Here is a 21,357-nt window from a genome sequence, read left to right on the forward strand (position 1 = left end):
TAACCTCGATGTTGGCCGGTCCTATTTTGACCAGTAAAGTATGGTCCTCTTCTATAAATGACTGGTTGCTTATTTCCACCGGCAGCCACCGATTTGATTTTCCTGGGGTAACTCCGTTCCGGTCTTTAAACTTTCGCAGCCAGTACCATAACTGCCTGGGGCTGATGCCTTCATGGGCGGCGCACCATTCTCTGACGCTTTGCCCACTCATCTTGTATTCGGCTATTCGGGTTTCCCATAGCGCTTCCCGTTCGGCTTTGGTCATAAGAAAAAATCCTCCTCATCGAGCTTTTATCTGAGGAAGATTATCCCTTAAACTTGGGTATTATGCCAAGGTGGGTTGTATTTGACGCTTACTTTCCTCCAGACCCCGGTCCATGGCAAGGTCAAGGCTTTCACGAAGGACGCTCAAAAAGCGAGCTTCGTCTTCACCGAATTCTGCACCCTTAAGTTTTCCGGACAATGTCAATACCCCTCTCATTTTTATAGCTTCGGTCAGAGGTCTATTTCATCCAACCCCAGGGGGTTGTTCTCGTATCAAGGGAATATTTTTACGATGGGTCCAAGCAGAAGCGGTTTTTCCCTTGCCTCTTCGCCTGGTAACAGGCCTGATCCGCCCTTGCAAGCAGCGAGTCAACGGAATCATTTCTTTTGGCCGAGGCTACGCCGAGGCTCACCGTGACCCGGCGGTGCGGGAAAGGGTAAATCTCTATAGATTTCCGTATTCTTTCTGCCACTCTTGCAGCACCTTCCTTTTTTGTCCCCGGAAGAATGATTACAAATTCCTCGCCTCCATAGCGGCCCGCAATATCCACCAGCCTGATGGAGTTTTTTATTATCTCTGCTGTCTTCTGCAACACTATATCGCCGGCCAAGTGGCCAAAGGTGTCATTGTAACTCTTGAAGTCATCGATATCCAGTAAAATAACCGACAGGGGTGTGCTGTACCTTGTTACCCTCTCAAGTTCTTGAACCAGCATATTTCGCAGGGCACGCTTATTAAAGAAACCGGTCATAAAGTCGGTTTCGGCTTCTCTTTCCAGGCGGCGTATAAGGGTCGCATTGGCCAGGGCTACAGCAGCGAAGTTCGCATATATCTGCAGGTTTCTGCTACCGTCGTCATCCAGGGAAACAGGAACCACTATACCTAACATCCCGACGGCACCCAAAGCAGTCCAGAGGGGATAAATCACAATTTCATTCCCGGGAGCAACCTCTAAACCGGTGAGGCCCGGTAGAGTCATTAATTCCTCAATACTCAGAGATGACGGCTCAACTTTTGAAAAAACCTGCTCAATCAGCGGCTGGACCATCGGCCATTCCCTACCAATCAATAGGTGGCCGTATTCACCTTTAGCCTGGGCTATCCTGATTTTATCACCCTCGCGAAGGCCGACAAAACTAAGATCGGCCTTATAAATTATGATTAAAGAATTTGTGATAAGATCCAAAACCTTGTCCAGTTCAACGGTTGATGTCAGCAGGCGGCTGATTTCGTAGATGCTGTTCAGTTCAAGCCTCCGTAACCCTAACAGATTTTTTTCCAGGATAGCCTTAAGAACCTCATTTATGGTCTGGTAAATGCTGTGCACTTTGGTCAAAAAAATATTTTCTTCCTCGCCACTCACCTCGGTTCTGATCCTGGTAGGGGTAATGACAAGGAACCCTATCTTTTGGGCGTAGGTGCCCAGGCGGTACGCATAAAGTCTTATCCCGTAAGGACAGGTAAGTATGCCTTTATCTTCTAACGAACGGAGAGCAGACTTGTAAAAACGGATGCACTTTTCGTTGCAGATCTTTTCGCCTTTGTTTACCTCCTGGCATAATTCAACGGGCCGGCTGAAGCGGGAAAAAGAGGCCCCATTTACATCAAAGATGTAAATATTGGCATCCATTACCTTGGCCAGCGTATCCTGAAAATCCTGCCAGTATTTTAGCGAAATGCTCAGAAGAAGGTTATTGGACATTTAGGCACCTCATCTCAACATATCTGCTTTATCTAATTTACCGAGAATATTTATCCCGTTCTTGGTAATCTCGTACTCCATCAGTGCCTTGTCGTGGTCGCTCCCGCGGGCTTTAAGTATGCCAATAACTTTCTTGATGCTTGAACCATCTTCCACGTACCGCAAAAAAATTATATTATCGGCTATTAAGGAAATCTGGGTTTTCGTTACTACCATTGGTGAAAAAAGGTTTTCGTTAAGTACCGTGAAGATGGGGGTGACGTGCTGCTTTTTGAGCTGCTGGGCCATCGCCCATAGATAATCTTTATACTTTTGTAGATCAGAAACGCTGCTTTCAAAAGCAGAAATGCTGTCGATGATTAACCTCTCTACCTTCTTTTCCCTGACCATGTCCAGTATTTCAAAAGCGTGCTTGTCTACGTCCAGTTCTATAGGAGAAATAAACTTGATATCGAGTCGACCATCTGCCAGGTATTTATCTATCTCCCATCCCAGGTGACGGGCAGTATTCTGAAGTTGAGCCACAGACTCTTCAAAAGAAAGGAACAGTCCTTTTTCGCCTCTCTCCGCCCCCTCCAGTAAAAATTTAAGGGCCAATGCGGTTTTACCCGTACCTGTACTACCGGAAATGAGCGTGATCGTCCCTTCGATTAACCCACCACACAACATTTCGTCCAAGCGCGTGATCCCGAATCCCTTTCTCCCCGACCTTACCTCATACTGGAGTTCAATACCCTCCGGCTTCATTCTCGGGTACACTTCTATTCCAGCATGGCTAATTTGAAACAGGTGTTCCCCCTGCTCAAAATTGGTCCCCCTCATCTTCAGAATACGCAAATACCTTTTTTGAAACCGCTTTTCTTCCTGCCCGTAAAGGTGAAAAATCCCATCGGCAACGGCAAATTCGCTCAAGCGGGTCAGTTCCTGTTCTTCATATTCGCCGACGAGAAATACAGTGACCTCCCATATCGAGAGAGCGGCAGCCAGGTCAAAAACAAAAGCCTTAAAAGTTTTCTCGTCCGGGAAGATGTCTCTTATGGCCTTAAAACTATCGATTACAACTATATTCGGCCGATGTTTTTTGATCATTTGAGACAGGTATTCTAGCCCCTTGTCCGTACCCTGTTTGCGCAGAACAGTTCCCAAATCGCCATAAATAACCTTGTCCCCCAAAACATCATCCAAGAAAAACTCAAACTCCTGCAGGTGCCTTACCATCTTGAATTGGGATTCCGATATAGTGGTCAGGTATAGACTTTTGAGGCCGTTCCTCGCGCTGTTAAATATTATGTTTTGGACAAATATCGTCTTTCCGCTACCCGGAGAGCCAGAAACGATGTTCAGTGAATATACAGGTATGCCGCCATCAAGGATATGATCAAGATTCTTTATGCCCGTTTTCAATTTATCCATCTCTCATTCCCCCCCCTTGAAGTCAAAAGGAAACCTGCCAAATTCTTCGTTCAGCCTCTTCGCTATTTTCTCCGTTTTTCCATGACCAAGGAGCCTGGCCAGTATTTCCAAATACCTGTTGATAAACTTCACGAACATATCATCGACCGGCAAGTCCGGGTTTTTCTTCAAACTGACCGCTATCCCTGCGCACGATATCCCATTCTGGTCGTACTGCAGCAGTTCTATTTCCCTATACTCCAGCGAAACCTCCCACACAACCCTTTCCACCAAAAGGTTCACAGAAAACGTCCCAAGGTACTTCGCTGACGCAGTCCACATCTCCCTCAGCAAAGTTTCATAGCGCTCGATCTGCTTCTCGATGATTTCGCACATAATAGTCCCTCCAAACCATACCTTACCAGGAAGGCCGGGTCACGGTTTTGCCCTTGTCAAAACCTCAGATCAATGGCCCCGATACGGGTATACCTGTACTCGTTCAAATCTCACGCCTTAATTCGGCTTAACTTAGCTAGGTTCGATATTTTCCGAGCAATTTCCTCCTGAAATCACTGATCTCTTAATTTTCTTTTAAACCACTTATTTTTACCAAAATAGTTACTCATGCCGCTTTTGCTAGTAAAAAGGTCCTATCCAGAAAGTAAACCCGACCATACCCGCCACAGCCCGGAAAACCAAAAAAGCCCGCCCTTCCGGACGGGACTTATAAATATGTATTAATCATGTTTGACCTGTATACTCATTCAGTGCTGAGGGTCCCTCAAAATTAATTATAAAGTAGGGACAGTTCCTCCCGGGGGCGGTGGTGGTGGAACCATGGTTACCTGGTTCTTGCCTTCCCGCTTAAACATACCCTGTATCTGGGAAACCAGCTGGGGAGCCAGATCTATCAGGCGATCCACCACAGCATTACCATCCACGGGCAGCAGGCGGACCTGACCCTGGCCCACCACCAGGAAACCCACCGGCTGGACAGATACTCCAGCCCCGCTTCCGCCGCCAAAAAATGGCAGCTGCTCACCCTCCTGCTTCTGGCGGCCCTGGGCTTCCAGTTCCCCACCACCGGCACCAAAGCCGCAGGCCACCCGGGAAACCGGTATAATAACTGTCCCGTCGGCAGTCTCCACGGGATCGCCCACTACCACGTTCACATTTACCATTTCCTTGATGCTTTCCATGGCCGTTTTCATTAAACCTTCGATTGGATGTTCCGGCACCTGTACCTCACCCCTTGAAGGAGTCTATAAAAGATAAGATTCTTTTTAAGCCCTGGCGGCCCGTTAAACAGGCCAGCTTTACTGCTGTAACCATAATATGGCCCAGGCGGAAGGTAAATATGCAGTGAATCAACAGCCCGAAGGATGAACCGGTAAAATGGGGTATGACGGCTACTTCGGGCAGGGCGGACTTTTTGCTGACCAGCCGGTAAAGAACCGTTAAAACAGTTCCTTTGAGGGACCACAGCCCTCCCACAACCATACCGGTATGAGCGGCATCGGGCAGGCCGACCAGGGTCCGCCATTCAAGCCGGCACAATCTGGTACGGCGTAATAAAAACTTCAGGGCAGGCCAGATCTCAAGGCCCAGGCGAATACATTCCATCAGGCGGCCGGATGAGATTAAAGATGCCGGTCCGGCCGGATTTTTTCCGGGAAGCAGCTGGTATTTTATATTGAACCAGGTCCTGATCAACAGCAGGAGGCGCCGGTCATGATCCCGGCGGCAGTAATAAAATTCCAGTTTTAAAGGGATCATTGTAAACAGGCCCACCAGTAAAAGAAAGATTACAACCAGCCACCATAGCCACACACCAAACACCACCGGTCATATTTTCCCGCCATCCCTCAAATGTATGTAAAAGGGAATCAAGGAGAAAAAAAGAACCGGCAAGCCGAAGGCTGCCGGTGCACAGAAAGCCTTTAAATATTACTTCATGGTTACCGGTACCCGGGCCAGGCTTTGTTCCCTATCCTGGCCCGGAGCGGCCACTTCCACAAATCCTTTCCTGGGGGAAGCAGGAGGACTGTAGCTGAGTAAAGTTTCAAACTCGGTGAAACTTTCCTTCCCGACGGAAAGGGATTTTTCCGCCAGGACAGTACCCCTCTCATCCACCAGGCGCACCCGCACCTCCCCGGCGGAGTGCCTGGCCTTCCCCACCACCTTTACCGGGCTGGTAGTTTCCTGATCCGGGGAAGGCTCACTTATTACTGCTTCGCCCCCCGTCACGGCAGCTGGTTCCGGGGTTCCTGCCGGAGCAGGCCTGGCAGCCGGCTGCGGCCCCGGTCCACCTGCTTGACCGGCCTGCTGTCCTTTCTCGCGGGAAAATTGAAAAGCAACGCCGTTTACCGGCCGGTCCAGCTTCCCTACCCGTACCACTGTTAGAACTGGAGCACTGGCAGCTGCTTGCCTGACGTACCTGGCTTTAACATCCAGCCAGCTGAAGTCCGCCCTGGGATTGCGCTGTTGAATTTCAGTTACCTCTGCCCTGTACATCCTGTTGCGGGGACTCGTACTGAACAGCAGGTACAGGTTATTATTTGCCCGCACCCATGTACTGGCGTCGGTGTTCTCCAGGGTCCTGGCCACATCCTTAACCTCGGCCGGTGCTTTCGCCAGGTCAATCTTTTCAAAGGAAACTCTGGTGGCTTCCGGTATTATTACGGTTCTGGGCTGTTCCGGCGCCGGTTTCCTGGCCGCCGTGCAGCCGGCCATACCCCCAATCAAAACCAGTGCAGCCATAATCAGCAACAACCTGCGCAAAATAAATACCCCCTTTTGGGGCATATTCTTTACCGCCAGGGGGGAAATCATGTATCTAAATTTGCATGGCTTCGCGGACTAAAGACATGGTTCTGGCTGCCTCCGCCCTGGCCCGGCGGGCGCCTTCAGCAAGCACTTCCTCGACATAACCCTCACGGGCAGCAATCTGGAGCCGTCGTTCCCTCAAGGGAGCCAGGACAGCTTCCAGTGACTCGGCCAGCAACCTCTTGCAGGCCACGCAGCCCACCCGGCCCGCCCGGCACTCCTCTTCAATTTCCGCCAGCCGGTGGCCGGTATAGATACCGTGGTACTTGTGTACCACACAAACTTCCGGGTGGCCGGGATCGGTTTTATGGATGCGCGCCGGATCGGTAACCATGGCATTAACCCGCCGCCTGATTTCATCCAGTTCGGCCATCAAACCTATATCGTTGGCATAACTTTTGCTCATTTTTCGTCCATCCACACCGGGAAGCACGGGAACACGGGACAGCCTGGCCTGGGGCTCGGGGAAAACAGGACGGTAGAGGTGGTTAAAACGCCGGGCCAGTTCCCGGCACAGTTCCAGGTGGGGAAGCTGGTCCTCTCCCACGGGCACCGCGTCAGCCCGGTAAAGTAAAATATCCGCCGCCATTAAAACGGGATAACCCAGGAAACCGTAAGTCATGATGTCCCTGCCCTGCTGCTTGAATTGCTGCACCTGATCCTTGTAAGTGGGCACCCTCTCCAGCCAGCCCAGGGGAATAATCATGGAAAATAGGAGATGCAGTTCGGCAGTCTCCGGAACATCCGACTGAATAAAGATCACGCTTTTTTCCGGATCGAGCCCCACGGCCAGCCAGTCGGTGACCATTTCCCGGATATTTTCTTTAATTCCTTCTGTATGTTCAAAAGCCGTGGTCAGGGCGTGCCAGTCGGCGGCAAAAAAGAAGCACTGGTTTTCCCTTTGCATCTCAACCCAGTTTTCCAGCACGCTCAGGTGGCCGATATGTAACCGGCCCGTAGGACGCATGCCGCTTAAAATTCTCTGCGTGGCCATTGGTACAGATCTCCTTTCCATTTTCCTGTAACATTTTCCCTGTAACATTAAGCTACCAGTAAGGCAATGGCTTTGGCGAGACCCAGGAGGACTTCATACAGCGGGACAATAATCCACCTGAGCACCTTCCCGATAATACCGGTAAATAACAGCAGTAAGAGAATTATTATACCGTAGTTTTCCAGCATATACAGCCATGGTTGCCGGCCGGGCAGAACACCGGCCAGTATCTTCGACCCATCCAGAGGGGGAATTGGCAGGAGATTAAAAACAGCCAGGATGACGTTGATATGAATAATATTTATAACAATCTCCTGCCCGTAAGGCAACTTCCAGGCCCCCAGGCCCAGCGCCACTGCCCCGGCCACTGCCAGCAACATATTGGTAGCCGGTCCGGCGAGGGAAACCAGCATTAAACCGCGACGCATATCACCGCGAAAATTATAGGGGTTGACCGGCACCGGTTTCGCCCAGCCAAAACCAGCGATAAAAAGCATTATCAAACCAATGACATCCACATGGGCCAGGGGGTTTAAGGTTAAGCGGCCCTGGTAGCGGGCAGTGGTATCTCCCAGCCGGTCGGCCACCCAGCCGTGGGCCAGCTCATGGAAGGTAAGTCCCAAAATAATGCCCGGCAGCATAAGGGCCATTTCATATAAACTGGGAAGGTTAATCATGGGGACCCTCTCCATAATGGCGGCTCAAAAATTCTTTCACAAACGCCTTTTCTTCTTCGCTGTTTTTCACCAGGCCATCCAGCCGGGCGCGCCAAACCGCATCCAGCGCCCTGCGGAAAACAGGGCCGGGCCGGTAACCCAGGCTCCTGATGAAATTACCATCCACCGACGGCCTGCTCTCCTTCAGCAGTAAAAGCAGCTGCCGGAAGCGCTCTTTCAACCACTCCTCGTCCAGCAGGGTTAAAATCAGGGGATAGGCCTCCGGGGGCAGAAGGAGAAGGCCCCGGGCCAGCTCGCTGTTGCGCACTTCACCTCGCCGGCTGAGCAATGATAGAACCTGCTGCCAGCTGGACAGGGAGGATACAACCTTACCGGCCTGCCGCTTGCTTAAATGATAGCGCTCGCAGAGCGCCCTGGCGGTTTCCGGGCTACTCCAGTGCAGGACCGCAATAAAATAGCAAAGCCAGGAGTCATGCCCCGTGGCAAAACCCCATTCATCCAGCGCCTGCATGGCCGCACCCAGATCATGCAGTACCGGCTGAACCTCCCAGTATGTTACCCCCGGAAAAACGAAGGGCCACATACCCAGCTGATGCAGGCGCTCCAGCATTCTCCCGGCTTCCTTTTCCAGCAGGATGTGTTTTAACTCCTCCCACAGACGTTCGGTGGAAACCCGGGTGAGAACTTCCCGGCGCACCGCTTCCTCCATCAGCTTTAAAGTCTGCGGTTCAATCTTAAACCCGTAACGCTGTTCAAAACGCACAGCCCGCAACAGGCGGATGGGATCTTCGATAAAACTCAAATTATATAATACCCGGATTAACCCCTGCTGTAAATCCTGTCGCCCGCCAAAAAAATCAATTAAATCACCAAAATTTTCCCCGTTCAGGTCTACGGCCATGGCGTTGATGGTAAAGTCCCGCCGGTAGAGGTCATGGCGCAGGCAGGAACTTTCCACCCGGGGCAGGGCCGCCGGGTATTCGTAAAATTCCACCCGTGCCGTAGCTACATCGACTTTAAAACCATCGGGAAAAAGAACTTCCGCCGTGCCGAAGCGGCGGTGGGCACGTACCTGAGCGCCATAAGCACCGGCCAGGGCACCGGCCAGGGCAATACCATCCCCTTCCACCACCAGGTCGATGTCCAGATTTCCCGCTTGGAGCAGAATATCCCGTACCACCCCGCCAGCCGCAAAAACCCGGCAACCCAGGCGGGCAGCAGTCTCTCCCGCCCGGCGCATTATCTCCCATTCCCTGGGAGCCAGCACCTGGCGCATGAGTTCGGAAATGTTTGTTCCGGCAGTTGCCAGGTGGCCGGAATAAATGGTCCGGTAACGGGAGGGTAAATCCCCGCCGTGCAGGGTGCGCAGGACATCGGTCCGGGATACAATACCCACCAGCCTGCCTTCCGCTACTACGGGAACGCGCCCGATATCGTGCTCGATCATCAATTGCTGTACCTCGGTTACAGGAACATCGGGAGTAACCCAGACCACATTCTGGCTCATGAAACCTTTCACCGGGGCATGTCCCAGGCCATGGAGATTGGCTTTTTCCACATCCCGCCGGGATATTACACCCACCAGCTGGCCATTTTTCACCACCGGCAGACCCGTGTGACCGTAGCGCATCATGATGCGCCCGGCTTCTCTGATGGTAGTTTCGGGAGTTACAGTTTTAACCGGACTGGACATAATCCCTGCCGCCGTAAGGGGAGGACGCACCTTCTGGCGGATGATTTTCATGAGCGTCCTGGCCACCTGGTCAAGGGGGGCCCCTTTAATTGTGGCCGAGGCCGCCGCCGGGTGGCCACCACCCCCAAAGGGAGCCACAATTTCGGCCACATCCACCTGAGCCACGTTGCTGCGGCCCACTATATATACCCGGTCTTCCATTTCCACCACGGTAAATACAGCATCAAGTTTTTCTATTTCGGAAATGGTATGGGTAAGCAGGGCCAGGCCCACCACAAATTCTTCCACCGAAGCAGTAGCCAGCAGCACTTTGACCCCGTTTACCTGGTAACGGCGGGCCGAAATCAACAGGGACTTTAACAGGGACTTTTGCTCCTCGGTCAGGGGCCGGCCGAGAAACTCGGCCACCACCCCCAGATTGGCCCCCTTTTCCAGAAGAAAGGCCACTGCCGCCACATCCCGGGGAGTTGTGCTGGTAAACACCAGGGAACCGGTGTCACCATAAATACCCAGGGCCAGAATTGTTGCCTCCAGGGGATTCAGGGGCACATTGTGTTCCTTTATTTTCTCCACCAGCAGGGTAGCAGTGGCTCCCACCGCTTCCACCACTTCCAGCGTCCCCCTGATATCACCTTCCGCCCGGGGATGGTGGTCGTAAATATGCACCTCCACCCCGGGACGGTTGACTATCTCCGCCAGCTTGCCCAGCCGCCTGGGGTTTTTGGTATCCACCAGTATCACCCGCCGTATCCTGTCCAGCTGAATATCCCGCAGGCTGGAGATAGTCAGGGCGTCCTTATGCAGGGCCATAAATTCTTCCACATTCCTGGAAAGCTTACCCGGGAAGACCATGACGGCTTCGGGATAAAGCTTTTGCGCCCCCACCATGGCGGCCAGGGCATCCAGATCCGTATTGCTGTGGGTGGTAATAATATCCATTGCCGGCTCCACTCCCCCGGTCTTCTTGCTGCATTATCATTAGATTATATCATGCCTGGCAGCTTTCCGGCCAACAACAATTTCAAGGCCGGCCCGATTAAAAAGCACCCCTTCAGGGTGCCGGAATGAAAACCTTTTAGCGCGCGGAAGCCACATTCAAACGCCTGCTCCTGCGCAACCTTTCCGGAATGACGTCATTGCGCAGGAGGTCTTCATAAGTTTCCCGCTCTACAATGATATCGGCCTGCCCGTCCCTGACCAGGACCATGGCCGGCCTGGGCAGGCGGTTGTAATTCATGGACATGGAGTAGTTATAAGCGCCGGTACAGCTGACGGCCAGAATGTCCCCGGGTTCAACCCTGGGCAGGGCAATATCCCATATAAGCATGTCCCCGGACTCGCAGCACTTACCGGCAATGGAAACCACTTCTTCCGCCGGTGCAGCAGCCTTGTTGGCCAGGCAGGCTTCGTAACGGGACTGGTACAGGGCCGGGCGGGGGTTATCTCCCATACCTCCATCAACAGCCACATACTTGCGCACCCCGGGGATGTCTTTTACCGCCCCCACGGTATACAGGGTGGTACCCGCGGGGCCGCTGATGGAACGCCCGGGTTCAACGATAACCCGGGGTACGGGAAGACCGTGGGCCAGGGCTTTTTCCCGGACGGCCCGCATAATTACATCGGCATATTCGGCAACAGGACGGGGTTCGTCCCCTTCAGCGTAATAAATCCCCAGGCCTCCTCCCAAATCCAGCTCAGCCGGCGCCCAGCCCGTTTCCCTGGCTACCCTGGCGGCAAAGTCCATCATTATCCCCGCAGCGTGGGCGTATGAGTCCAGCTCAAAAATCTGGGAACCGATATGGCAATGCAGGCCATGAAGGATAATGTTTTCCATCTCCAGGGCCCGCCTGACTCCGGCCAGGGCCTGACCGTTATCAATAACCAGGCCGAATTTACTATCTATCTGGCCGGTTTTAATATACTCATGGGTATGGGCCTCAACGCCCGGAGTCAGGCGTAGAATTACATCCGCCCTGGTCCGCATCTCACCGGCCAGCCGGTTGAGCATTTCCAGCTCATAAAGATTATCCACCATAAAGCGCCCTACCCGTGCTTCCAGGGCCAGACGCAGCTCCTCGCTGGATTTATTGTTCCCGTGGAAGTAAACCCGGGACATGGGGAACCTGGCCTTGATGGCAGTATACAATTCGCCGCCGGAAACCACATCCATTCCCAGGCCTTCTTCCTCCACCAGGCGGCAGATGGCGAGGGTGAGCAGCGTTTTGGCCGCATAAATGACTTCGGCACCATATTTCTCAGTAAAGGCCCGGTAATACTCCCGGCAGTTCTGCCGGAATAATTCTTCATCCACTACATAAAGGGGGGTACCAAAAGTAGATGCCAGTTCCACAGTGTCACAGCCACCAATTTCCAGATGACCCCGGCTGTTAACGGTCATGGTACCGTGCAGCTTCATAACAAAACCTCCTACCGGATTCAATCCCCTCGAATGTAACCAATGAGGCTTTAGCAAACTTTATATAAGGCAAATAAAATAATAAGACGGCATCCCAGGCAAGGGGCCGTCTTATGCTCATGATCAAGCCTCTCCCTGGTGAGATAGCGCTCCACCCGGCAGCAGGGCAACCACCGGGTGACAGTCCGGCACCTGTTCGGTGACGGCCCAGCCCAACCGTTCCGGGCACCGGTTGAACTTCGGCGGACAACCCTTTCCCCTGGCTTCATTGAAAACCCGGTTTCTTCACCAGGATACTCTTGTTGCCCGCAACCTCTACCCCACCTCCAAAGGAGATGAGGCGTATTATATGCAATTTTGTCCCATTGTAACACGGCCATCGGGTGCTGTCAACAGTATCTTTCCCGCACCGAAAATTATTCCCTGTTTACCCCGGGAAGCCGGGCTAACGATCTGGCCAGTTCTTCCTCCGGCAGGGGATAATCCTTAAGCTTGCCGGCCAGGTAGGCGTCATAGGAAGGGAGATCCAGCAGACCATGGCCGCTTAAATTGAACAAAATGGTTCTGGCCTCCCCGGCCTCCCTGGCGGCCAGGGCCTCCTGAATGGCACAGGCGATGGCATGGGCCGACTCGGGAGCAGGTACGATTCCTTCCGAGCGGGCAAACATGACGGCACTTTTGAAAACATCGGTCTGGTTAAAAGCCCGCGCCTCCACAATGCCATCGTGTACCAGCTGGCTTACCAGGGGGGAATCGCCGTGGTAACGCAACCCCCCGGCGTGAATTCCAGGGGGTATGAATTCAGCACCCAGGGTGTACATGGATAAAAGGGGCGTCAATCCGGCCACATCGCCAAAATCATAAGCAAAGCGACCTCTGGTTAGCGTGGGGCAGGCGCTGGGCTCCACAGCCACCAGCCGCACCTTTGTCCCCTCCACCAGCCTGTCGTGGACAAAAGGAAAAGCAAGCCCGCCAAAGTTGCTGCCGCCACCACAGCAGGCAATGACCACGTCCGGGTAGTACCCGGCCGTGGCCATTTGCTCCCTGGCCTCCAGTCCAATTACCGTCTGGTGCAGCAGGACGTGGTTGAGCACACTGCCCAGGGCATAATTGGTATCCTCGCGACCGGCAGCATCCTCCACCGCTTCACTGATGGCAATGCCCAGGCTACCGGGTGAATCCGGCTCACTGCTGAGGATTTTACGACCGGCAGCAGTGTGCTCGCTGGGGCTGGCATAAACTTCAGCGCCAAATATTTCCATCATGGAGCGGCGGTAAGGTTTTTGCTGGTAGCTAACCTTAACCATATATACCGTGCATTCAAGGCCAAAAAAATTACATGCCTGGGACAGGGCCACACCCCACTGGCCTGCTCCCGTTTCTGTGGTCAGTCTTTTAATGCCTTCCTTTTTGTTAAAATATGCCTGGGGCACAGCCGTATTCAGCTTATGGCTGCCGGCCGGGCTCACTCCCTCGTATTTGTAAAAAATCCGGGCCGGCGTATCCAGAACTTTTTCCAGCCGGTGCGCCCGGAACAGGGGGCTGGGGCGCCACAGGCGGTAAATGTTCCTTACCTCTTCTGGAATTTCAATCCAGCGCTCCCTGCTCATTTCCTGTTCAATCAGGGACATGGGAAAGATTGCTTTCAAATCATCCGGCCCCACTGGCTTACCGGTAACCGGATGCAATGGTGGCCGGGGCAACCGGGGCATGTCGGCCTGGATGTTGTACCAGCATACCGGTAGTTCTTGTTCCGAAAGCAGAATTTTGGTTTCGCTCATCTCTTCTCTGCTCCTCCTGTTATAATTATTGTTATAATTATTTAATTATTGCGCTCCGGGCGCACCCTAATTTACTTCGCCAGCATATGCTTAATTCCTGCCGGAAACCAGGAATACTGACATAACTGGAAAGACGAAAAGTGTTACCATGGCAGGAAGAAATGACCGGGTATACCCTAATAATCAAGGGGGAATCTAAAAGTGGCAGGTTAAAAACTAAAGGAGGTGCTTATTTTGATTCAGGGATGGTCCGATACTCCCAAAGGAGTTGAGGTGAGGCCCGCCGGCTTCAATGAGGTAAACATTATTTACAACGGTCTTTTAGCCCAAAGCGGTGCCGATCAGGTTTACCTGCACTGCGGGTTCGGTGATCCGCAAAACTGGCAAAATGTCAGCACCATTAAAATGGAGCGTACTCCCCGGGGCTGGGAGAGTACCCTGCGCATGCAGAACAGCCTGATGTCCTTCTGCTTCAAGGATTCCGCCAATAACTGGGATAACAATAATGGCTACAACTGGACTGTACGGGCATAACTGCAGAGAGGGACGGTTTTTAAATTAACCGTCCCTTTTTCATACAGCATTTCTTATTTCCTCATCCTGATACCCCAGGGAACCGGACCAGCGGCCGCAGCGGTCCCCCCAGCGGGCAACTATTTCCCCTTCACAGGTAATCTCCACCACTTCACAGAGGTTGGGGCAATTTTCACAGGTAAATCCCCCAGCCTTAAAGTTGGTATCGGCCACACCGAATCCCCTGAAGCGAGTGCTGCCTCCACCGGCCATCTTTTCCCGGGCCAGGATGGCCGCTCCCACGGCACCCATCACGTCGTAATGGGGGGGGACATATACTTTCCAGCCCAGCGCCTGCTCAAACGCCCGCCGCATACCGGCGTTGGCCGCCACCCCTCCCTGGAAAACAACCGGTGGAAGGATTTCCTTACCTTTACCCACGTTGTTCAGGTAGTTGCGAACCAGAGCTTCACATAAGCCGGCCAGGATATCGGGCAAACTGTAGCCCATCTGCTGCTTGTGAATCATATCCGATTCCGCAAAAACGGCACATCTGCCTGCTATGCGTACCGGAGCCGTTGACTGCAGTGCCAGCTGGCCAAATTCTTCAATGGGAATATTCAGGCGGGCCGCCTGCTGGTCCAGGAAAGAACCGGTACCGGCGGCACATACAGTGTTCATAGCAAAATCGGTTACCACACCGTTGCGCAGGATAATGATTTTGGAGTCCTGCCCTCCAATCTCCAGTATAGTTTGCACTCCCGGTACCAGGGTAGAGGCAGCCACGGCATGGCTGGTAATTTCATTTTTAACCACATCGGCCCCGGCAATTATGCCGGCCAGAAAACGCCCGCTGCCGGTAGCACCTACCCCCAGAATACCCGTATTTTCAGGTAGACGCCCGGCCAGCTGCCGCAACCCTTCCTGTAAGGCATTAATGGGTTGCCCGCGGGTACGCAGGTAAATAGCTTCCCTCACCCTGCCCTCCTCATCCAGAAAAACCAGATTGGTGCTTACGGAACCAACATCAATACCCAGATACCCCTTCATTGCACAACCACTCCCTTTCTCCTGGCCAGCAAGTCCACAAAAGCCTCCAGGCGGGTAACCAGCCCCGCTTCCCCGGACTGTTCATCCACAGTGATGGACAAAACAGGAATGCCCAGCTCATTACTTATTCCGGGTAACACGCTGTGGGCCACTATTTCGGGCATGCACGTAAAGGGGAGAAGCTGGATCACCCCATCATAACCCTGCCGGGCGTAAATAACCGCGCTGCCCACAGTTTCCTGCCCGTGTCCCCCCACAAAATGATTTAAATACGGGGCCGCCGCCCGGCAGGCTTCCTTGCGGCTGCGCTGCCCCCTCACCAGCCCGAGGAAAAGATGATCGTTAATCCACTCGCTTAAATAAATGGACCGGTCGGTTTCCACACCCAGGTAGCCCAGCTTTCTTTCCAAATCATAGTTAACGAAAGGCTCCAAAAGGGTAAAGATTTCCCCTACAATCCCCACCCGCAGAACCGGCCGGGGCTTCACGGCTACAGCGCCCATAATCCTGCGCACTTTTTCCCGCACTTTCGGCAGATCCTGCGGGTCCCTGGCTGCAATAACCTCCTGCAGGGCCCGCTTAAACGCCCTGTCCGCGCTGCCCCTTTGAACTTCCCGTGGGCGCAGGAAGTGGGCCTGTTTTTCCAGGTCGTCCACCATCCGGGCTTTTTGATAACCAAAATAAATGCCCTTTATAACTTCCCGCCATGAACTGTGGCCGGTGATATACTTGATCTTGGATAACAGTTCCCCGATGTGCTTTCGGGGCGGTTCCAGTACTACCAGGCGGTAATTATAGCCCAGATCTTCCAGGATGGCGTGTTCCACCTGGGCGTAATAACCAAAACGGCAGGGGCCGCACCCGCCGGCCATGAGAATGGTATCCGCTCCCTGTTCCGCCGCTTCCATAAAATTACCCAGATTCAATTTGAGAGGAAGACAGGCAAATTCCGGAGCATGCCGGGCACCCAGGGTCAGGGTGCGCTTGCTGGTGGGCGGGGGTACCACCACATTTACCCCCAGATATTCCAGCATGGCTGACAGGCATATCCACATACGTCCCATATGAGGAAAAGTAACTTTCATCTCCCATTCCCTCCCACCTGGAGAAGCGGCCTGCGCCTCATCATATCCAGAAAAGCCTCCAGGCGGGTTACCACCCCTGCTTCCGCCGAGTGTTCATCCAGGGTGAGGTTGAGAAAGGGTTTTCCCCGCCTTTTCACCTCCCGGGAAATCAGTTCCCCGGTCAGGGAATCCGGACCACAGGCGAAGGAAGCCACATGGATGATACCGTCCACATCCGGCCGTTGCAGGTAATGCCAGGTGGCACCAATCATGCGCTGGCCCAGGCTCCAAAAGAGGTGCTTGGGCAACCTGGCAGCATGTTCACGGACCAGGGTTTCCGGGAGATTGTCGGCAGTGCAAACGTGCACCCCACTCCGGGCCAGCCTGGACAGGAGATTCATGCTGATATAGGGATCGTAAATATTGTAAGGATGACCAATTACAGCCACCCGGGGCCACCCGCGAGCAGGCTCCCGCTTTTCTTCCGAAGCTCCCCGGTATGATATGGCCAGGGCTTCTTCCGGAAAAAACCCTTTTTCCAGCAGCTGCACATAACGGGCCTGAACCTGCTGGGCCCGCCTGCAGGCAAGGTAAATAGCAAACCGGTTACTGGTGAAATTACGACCCAGGGCAGAGAAAAAGGGATAAAGGCTGTCCCTGCGGTACAGGTTGAGATCCGCTTCAATAAGAGGTGGCAGCCCGGAAATACCCTGCCTGACCATGTCGGGAAAACCAAGGAATTTGGGGCAGACATATTCCCGCCGGGCGATACTTACCAGGCGGGGCAGGAAAAGGACATCCACCCGGTCTTTCAAATCAATTATGTGCCCGAAGGCCACCCTTACAGGCAGGCAAACATCATCGCCGGTGTGCCGCAGGCCGGATTCCAAAATTGTTTTCGTGGTTGGCCTGGAAATGACCACCTCCAATCCCAGGGCTTCAAAAAAGGTACGCCATAAAGGTATATAGTAGTAATACAGTAACGCTCTGGGAATGCCTATTTTCAAGCTGCCGCTCACTCCTTCCCAGTTTTAACAACTTTTATTATGACCCGCCGGACAAAAAATAAAACAGTCCCCGGCCTGGGGACTTACTTAACGTTTTCGGGCCGGTTCGGGTACACTCTGTCTGTATTTGTCCCGCGGTTTTAAGATGCTGGGCCGGATGTTGTCCACCGGCACAGGGGAACGCACCAGCACCTTTTTCATCGCCATCCAGTTAAAGGGAATCAGTGGCCACAGGTAGGGAACCCCGAAAGATCTGGTAGCCGTCAGAAAAGCAAAGGTGATCAGAACGGCGAGGATAAAGCCGGGCAGGCCGGCCACAATCACCGCCGCCAGCAAGAAAAGGCGCACCAGGCGATTGGCCTGGGAAAGCTCGTAACTGGGAGTAAGAAAGATCCCCGTGGCGGCAATCGCTGTATATAAAATTACTTCCGGGGCAAATAGACCCACGGACACGGCAATATCACCGATGAGCAGGGCAGCAATCAAGCTTACGGACACCGACAGGCCCGTGGGGGTATGAATGGTGGCCAGCCTGACCATATCCACGGCAAACTCGGCAATAATAAACTGCAATACTAGAGGAATGGCCCCAATCTTCTTTGGACCAATGAATTTTAAAGCCGGGGGCAGTAACTCGGGGTGAAGGGCGGCCAGCAACCACAGGGGTAACAGAAATATGGATATGGCCACGCCCACAAAGCGCACTGTCCGCAACCATACGCCCACTGCCGGGCTCTGGCGGTATTCCTCGGCATGCTGCAGGTGATGAAAGTATGTAGCGGGGAGAATGGCCACACTGGGGGAAGTGTCCACCAGCACCAGAACGTGGCCCTCCAGCAGGTGCATGGCCGCCACATCGGACCGTTCGGTATAACGTACCCGGGGGAATGGATTCCAGTAACTACCGGGTGTTATTAATTCCTCCACCGCCTTTTCCGCCATCGGCAGGCCGTCAATATCGATGCTTTTAATTTTTTCCTTCACGCTGTCCACCAGATCAGGATTGGCCACATCCTGCAGAAAGCAAACAACTATATCTGTTTTGGACCTGTTACCTGCCTGGAGGATTTCCATCCGCAGCCTGGGATCCCTGAGACGACGGCGAATAAGGGCCGTGTTGTAAACCAGCGTTTCGGTAAAACCATCACGGGAACCCCGCACCACCCTTTCCAGGTCCGGCTCCTCGGGCTGACGAACCGGGTAAATCCGGGCATCAATTATAATGGCCTTTTCTTCCCCGTCAATAAGCAGTGCCTGGGGACCGGAAAGTACCTTTTCCACCACGTCCTCCAGGTACCCCACCTCGCTGACCTCGGTGTAGGGGACATGGCGGTAGAAAAGCTTGCGGAAGGTATTGATGGTCATACCTTCACGCTCCAGCTCGGCCAGGTGTTCCAGGACAAGGGTAAAAATCTGGTCGTTGGTCAGCCCGTCCACAAAGACCAGGGCCGCCTTTACCCCACCAATGTTCAATTCACGCAGGATGATATCAAAACTTTCCCCTATACCCAGGGTCTTTTTCAGTAATTCCGTGTTTTCCTCCAGCCGTTTTTTCACCGGCGTTTTATTGCCGGTAGCCACCGCCTGTTGACCTGTATCTGCCATTTGCTGGGTCATAAAATCCACTCCTATCCTTTTGGTCGAAAGACCAGAGCCGCCAGGTAACCAAAAACGACTGCCGCAGTTATGCCGGCCGCGGTAGCGGCCACTCCTCCGGAAAATGCCCCCAGAAGTCCCTTTTCTTTTACCCCTCCAATGGCCCCTTGCGCCAGCAGGTGGCCGAAGCCGCTCAAGGGCACCGTCGCTCCCGCTCCGGCCCAGTTCACCAGCGGCTGGTATAACCCCAGGGCGCTTAAAATAGCACCCGCTGTGACAAAACCCACCAGCACGTGAGCAGGGGTAACCTTATGGCTGGTCAGGTCCATCAGAAGCTGGGCAACCACACATAACAAACCACCGACGATGAAGGCTTTCAAAAACATCATGCTGTAGCTCACCGTCCTTCTATGACTACGGCATGGGCAATGCCGGGAATGGTTTCTCCCTGCTGGTAGCTGCAAAGGCTGAGCAGGGCACCGGTGGCCACCCCCAGGATGCGCTTTAACCGGCCGGCCTTAATTTCCTGGATCAGGTAACCACAGGTAACTACACCGGCACAGGCACAGCCGCTACCTCCCGCATGGGCATCCTGTTCGGGAGAATAAATTAAGATCCCGCAGTCACTGAACCGGTCGGAGATGTCGTAACCCTTTTGCTGCATCAGCTTAAGGGCCAGCTCCCTCCCGTAGGTCCCCAGATCGCCGGTGATAAAAAGGTCGTAGTAGGCAGGCTGGCGCCGGGTATCCATCAGGTGACGGGCCATGGTGTCGGCGGCTGCCGGGGCCATGGCCGCCCCCATATTCATAGGGTCGCTCTGACCCAAGTCCACTACCTTGCCGATGGTGGCATGGGTAATTACGGGCCCACTACCCTGGCGGGCCAGCACCGCTGCTGCCGCCCCGGTTACTGTCCAGCTGGCATACAGGGGGCGCTGGACACCCTGTTCTGTGGGATAACGGTACTGCCTTTCAGCCGTGGAATTATGGCTGGACACCCCTACCAGCACATAATCGGCAAAACCACCATCAATGAGCATGGCCCCCAGGGCCAGTCCCTCATACATGGTCGAACAAGCCCCGTACAGGCCCAGGAAGGGAATACCCAGATCCCTGGCGACAAAATTTGCGCTAATGATCTGGTTCAACAGGTCGCCGGCCAGCAGGTAGTCTATGTTCTGCGGCTGGAGGTTGGCCCGCTGGATGGCGTTCTGCATGACTTCCTTGAGCATACGCCGTTCCGCTTTTTCCCAGGTATCCTCCCCGTAATAATTATCCTCCACCACTTTGTCAAAAGTATGTCCCAGAGGCCCCTGGCCTTCCTTGCTTCCCACAATAGTGGCCGTAGAAATAATTACCGGTGGATTTTGAAACCACACGGTCTGCAGACCGTTCTTTTTGGGTGCCGGCAAAGGTTTCACCTCCTACCGGAAGAAATAATACAACACTGCTACCAGCCAGGCCGTGACAATGCCAAAAACTAGCACCGGCCCGGCAACGGTGAAAAGCCTGGCTCCCACACCCAAAACAAGCCCTTCTCCCCGGTATTCCATGGCCGGAGCAACCATGGAGTTGGCAAAGCCGGTGATGGGCACGATGGAGCCGGCGCCGGCAAACCTGGCTATTTCATCATAAACACCCAATCCTGTAAGCAGAGCCGCCAGAAAAACCAGTACCGTGGAGGTAGCGGCTCCCGCTTCCGTTAAAGGGAGCCCCCGCCCCTGGAAAAAGTTTAAAAGCAGTTGCCCTAAGACACAGATCAAACCACCGACAACAAAAGCCCAGAAAACATTGCGCCCCACGGTTGGCCGTGGCTGAACTTCCTGGACCATCTTCTGGTACTCTCTTTTCTGTATTTCCAGAGGCTGGGAATCCTTGACCTCGGCCATCCATTTCACCTCCGGTTGTTATAGTTTCCCTGCCTCCTGACGATTATGCGCCAGGAAAAACCTCCCATGTATTGTAGCGTACTCCAAATTAAAGGGCAGTGGCTGGCTTCCGCCCCGCTTTCACACCTTAAGGTGCAAAGTGCATGCCTGAGAACAGAGGCCGGAAAACCGGGTTGAAAATTCTGCGATTTAAACCGGCAACCGTCCCGTTTTCGGTACATTTGTCCTGTTTTCGGAACAAGACAACACCCTCGCAGGAAGGGAACAAAACGCCTCTGCCCCCGGCAAGGCACTGTGCACGCCCCGGTACATCGATTTGTAGCGGTACCGGTGACCATACCGGGTAAACAAAGGGTTGGACGGGACGCTGGCCGGGATGGGGGGACCGGTCGCCCGGTTTTGGCATGCGATTTGCGTGTAGAATTTACGAACAGGAAGTTTGTATAAGCCTGATTGGAATTAACGTATTAAACAAATAACCTGATCAAAA

General features: G+C 53.6%; 20 protein-coding genes and 1 riboswitch. Of the genes, 1 reads left to right on the top strand and 19 read right to left on the bottom strand.

From position 1 onward, the window contains the following. The 12 genes from tnpA to BR83_RS0104020 form a co-directional block, all read right to left on the bottom strand. A partial coding sequence (gene tnpA, locus BR83_RS0103955) for an IS66 family insertion sequence element accessory protein TnpA (RefSeq protein ID WP_027355975.1) occupies positions 1-265 on the bottom strand: 265 nt, incomplete at its 3' end. 286 nt (positions 266-551) lie between these two features. Next, positions 552-1,967 carry a GGDEF domain-containing protein gene (locus BR83_RS0103965; RefSeq protein WP_027355976.1) on the bottom strand — a complete coding sequence of 472 codons (1,416 nt, stop codon included), beginning with the start codon at positions 1,965-1,967 and terminating at the stop codon, positions 552-554. Between the two features lie 9 nt (positions 1,968-1,976). After that, positions 1,977-3,380, bottom strand: coding sequence for an ATPase domain-containing protein (locus BR83_RS0103970; protein WP_027355977.1), 1,404 nt, complete (start codon positions 3,378-3,380; stop codon positions 1,977-1,979). A gap of 3 nt (positions 3,381-3,383) precedes the next feature. Then, positions 3,384-3,755, bottom strand: coding sequence for a hypothetical protein (locus BR83_RS0103975; protein WP_027355978.1), 372 nt, complete (start codon positions 3,753-3,755; stop codon positions 3,384-3,386). Between the two features lie 395 nt (positions 3,756-4,150). Continuing rightward, on the bottom strand, positions 4,151-4,597 hold the full coding sequence (gene ytfJ, locus BR83_RS0103980) for a GerW family sporulation protein (protein WP_027355979.1): 447 nt from the start codon (positions 4,595-4,597) through the stop codon (positions 4,151-4,153). A gap of 7 nt (positions 4,598-4,604) precedes the next feature. Further along, on the bottom strand, positions 4,605-5,189 hold the full coding sequence (locus BR83_RS16340) for a DUF2953 domain-containing protein (RefSeq protein ID WP_027355980.1): 585 nt from the start codon (positions 5,187-5,189) through the stop codon (positions 4,605-4,607). A 117-nt stretch (positions 5,190-5,306) separates the two neighbouring features. Continuing rightward, the gene (locus tag BR83_RS0103990) at positions 5,307-6,140 is read right to left on the bottom strand and encodes a Gmad2 immunoglobulin-like domain-containing protein (protein ID WP_157832960.1); all 834 of its coding nucleotides are present in this window, start codon (positions 6,138-6,140) and stop codon (positions 5,307-5,309) included. A gap of 55 nt (positions 6,141-6,195) precedes the next feature. After that, positions 6,196-7,179 (bottom strand): tryptophan--tRNA ligase, encoded by a 984-nt coding sequence (gene trpS, locus BR83_RS0103995; RefSeq protein WP_027355982.1) that lies wholly within the window; start codon positions 7,177-7,179, stop codon positions 6,196-6,198. Positions 7,180-7,226: 47 nt separating this feature from the next. Next, the gene (locus tag BR83_RS0104000; protein ID WP_027355983.1) at positions 7,227-7,856 is read right to left on the bottom strand and encodes a site-2 protease family protein; all 630 of its coding nucleotides are present in this window, start codon (positions 7,854-7,856) and stop codon (positions 7,227-7,229) included. Next, the gene (locus BR83_RS0104005) at positions 7,849-10,488 is read right to left on the bottom strand and encodes a CBS domain-containing protein (RefSeq protein ID WP_027355984.1); all 2,640 of its coding nucleotides are present in this window, start codon (positions 10,486-10,488) and stop codon (positions 7,849-7,851) included. The genes BR83_RS0104000 and BR83_RS0104005 overlap by 8 nt, the downstream gene beginning before the upstream one ends. 136 nt (positions 10,489-10,624) lie before the next feature. Then, positions 10,625-11,968 (bottom strand): diaminopimelate decarboxylase, encoded by a 1,344-nt coding sequence (gene lysA, locus BR83_RS0104015; RefSeq protein WP_027355985.1) that lies wholly within the window; start codon positions 11,966-11,968, stop codon positions 10,625-10,627. A gap of 136 nt (positions 11,969-12,104) precedes the next feature. Further along, positions 12,105-12,294, bottom strand: a riboswitch (Lysine riboswitch). 90 nt (positions 12,295-12,384) lie between these two features. Next, a complete protein-coding gene (locus BR83_RS0104020) occupies positions 12,385-13,749 on the bottom strand; it encodes a TrpB-like pyridoxal phosphate-dependent enzyme (protein ID WP_027355986.1) in 1,365 nt (454 codons plus the stop codon). A gap of 225 nt (positions 13,750-13,974) precedes the next feature. Here BR83_RS0104020 and BR83_RS0104025 point away from each other — a divergent pair, with 225 nt between their 5' ends. Next, positions 13,975-14,283, top strand: coding sequence for a carbohydrate-binding protein (locus BR83_RS0104025; protein WP_322786306.1), 309 nt, complete (start codon positions 13,975-13,977; stop codon positions 14,281-14,283). A 39-nt stretch (positions 14,284-14,322) separates the two neighbouring features. On the opposite strand, the gene BR83_RS0104030 is transcribed toward BR83_RS0104025, so the two are convergent. The 7 genes from BR83_RS0104030 to spoVAC all read right to left on the bottom strand — a co-directional run bounded on the left by BR83_RS0104030 (position 14,323) and on the right by spoVAC (position 20,867). Further along, positions 14,323-15,312: an acyl-CoA dehydratase activase gene (locus tag BR83_RS0104030; protein ID WP_027355988.1), complete on the bottom strand. Its 990-nt coding sequence runs from the start codon at positions 15,310-15,312 to the stop codon at positions 14,323-14,325. After that, the gene (locus BR83_RS0104035; protein ID WP_027355989.1) at positions 15,309-16,397 is read right to left on the bottom strand and encodes an acyl-CoA dehydratase activase-related protein; all 1,089 of its coding nucleotides are present in this window, start codon (positions 16,395-16,397) and stop codon (positions 15,309-15,311) included. Before BR83_RS0104035 ends, BR83_RS0104030 begins: the two co-directional genes overlap by 4 nt. Further along, on the bottom strand, positions 16,394-17,383 hold the full coding sequence (locus tag BR83_RS0104040) for an acyl-CoA dehydratase activase-related protein (RefSeq protein ID WP_034634488.1): 990 nt from the start codon (positions 17,381-17,383) through the stop codon (positions 16,394-16,396). The genes BR83_RS0104035 and BR83_RS0104040 overlap by 4 nt, the downstream gene beginning before the upstream one ends. Positions 17,384-17,470: 87 nt before the next feature. Continuing rightward, positions 17,471-19,000: a spore germination protein gene (locus BR83_RS0104045; RefSeq protein ID WP_242839620.1), complete on the bottom strand. Its 1,530-nt coding sequence runs from the start codon at positions 18,998-19,000 to the stop codon at positions 17,471-17,473. Positions 19,001-19,011: 11 nt separating this feature from the next. After that, positions 19,012-19,365 carry a stage V sporulation protein AE gene (spoVAE, locus tag BR83_RS0104050; RefSeq protein ID WP_407637321.1) on the bottom strand — a complete coding sequence of 118 codons (354 nt, stop codon included), beginning with the start codon at positions 19,363-19,365 and terminating at the stop codon, positions 19,012-19,014. Positions 19,366-19,376: 11 nt separating this feature from the next. Then, positions 19,377-20,390 (bottom strand): stage V sporulation protein AD, encoded by a 1,014-nt coding sequence (gene spoVAD / locus BR83_RS0104055; protein ID WP_027355993.1) that lies wholly within the window; start codon positions 20,388-20,390, stop codon positions 19,377-19,379. Between the two features lie 12 nt (positions 20,391-20,402). Next, positions 20,403-20,867 (bottom strand): stage V sporulation protein AC, encoded by a 465-nt coding sequence (gene spoVAC, locus BR83_RS0104060; protein ID WP_027355994.1) that lies wholly within the window; start codon positions 20,865-20,867, stop codon positions 20,403-20,405. Positions 20,868-21,357 lie beyond the last annotated feature (490 nt).

The organism is Desulfofundulus thermocisternus DSM 10259, assembly GCF_000686645.1.
In the GTDB taxonomy this organism is placed as follows: Bacteria; Bacillota; Desulfotomaculia; order Desulfotomaculales; family Desulfovirgulaceae; genus Desulfofundulus; species Desulfofundulus australicus.

What these genes read in the sequence shown, in the direction of transcription:
- BR83_RS0103965 (WP_027355976.1), bottom strand. Translation starts at nt 1,967, where the DNA reads ATGTCCAATAACCTTCTTCTGAGCATTTCGCTAAAATACTGGCAGGAT.
- BR83_RS0104000 (WP_027355983.1), bottom strand. Translation starts at nt 7,856, where the DNA reads ATGATTAACCTTCCCAGTTTATATGAAATGGCCCTTATGCTGCCGGGC.
- BR83_RS0103970 (WP_027355977.1), bottom strand. Translation starts at nt 3,380, where the DNA reads ATGGATAAATTGAAAACGGGCATAAAGAATCTTGATCATATCCTTGAT.
- BR83_RS0104045 (WP_242839620.1), bottom strand. Translation starts at nt 19,000, where the DNA reads ATGACCCAGCAAATGGCAGATACAGGTCAACAGGCGGTGGCTACCGGC.
- BR83_RS0104020 (WP_027355986.1), bottom strand. Translation starts at nt 13,749, where the DNA reads ATGAGCGAAACCAAAATTCTGCTTTCGGAACAAGAACTACCGGTATGC.
- BR83_RS0104035 (WP_027355989.1), bottom strand. Translation starts at nt 16,397, where the DNA reads ATGAAAGTTACTTTTCCTCATATGGGACGTATGTGGATATGCCTGTCA.
- BR83_RS0104030 (WP_027355988.1), bottom strand. Translation starts at nt 15,312, where the DNA reads ATGAAGGGGTATCTGGGTATTGATGTTGGTTCCGTAAGCACCAATCTG.
- spoVAE (WP_407637321.1), bottom strand. Translation starts at nt 19,365, where the DNA reads ATGTTTTTGAAAGCCTTCATCGTCGGTGGTTTGTTATGTGTGGTTGCC.
- BR83_RS0104005 (WP_027355984.1), bottom strand. Translation starts at nt 10,488, where the DNA reads ATGGATATTATTACCACCCACAGCAATACGGATCTGGATGCCCTGGCC.
- BR83_RS0103975 (WP_027355978.1), bottom strand. Translation starts at nt 3,755, where the DNA reads ATGTGCGAAATCATCGAGAAGCAGATCGAGCGCTATGAAACTTTGCTG.
- lysA (WP_027355985.1), bottom strand. Translation starts at nt 11,968, where the DNA reads ATGAAGCTGCACGGTACCATGACCGTTAACAGCCGGGGTCATCTGGAA.
- spoVAC (WP_027355994.1), bottom strand. Translation starts at nt 20,867, where the DNA reads ATGGCCGAGGTCAAGGATTCCCAGCCTCTGGAAATACAGAAAAGAGAG.
- trpS (WP_027355982.1), bottom strand. Translation starts at nt 7,179, where the DNA reads ATGGCCACGCAGAGAATTTTAAGCGGCATGCGTCCTACGGGCCGGTTA.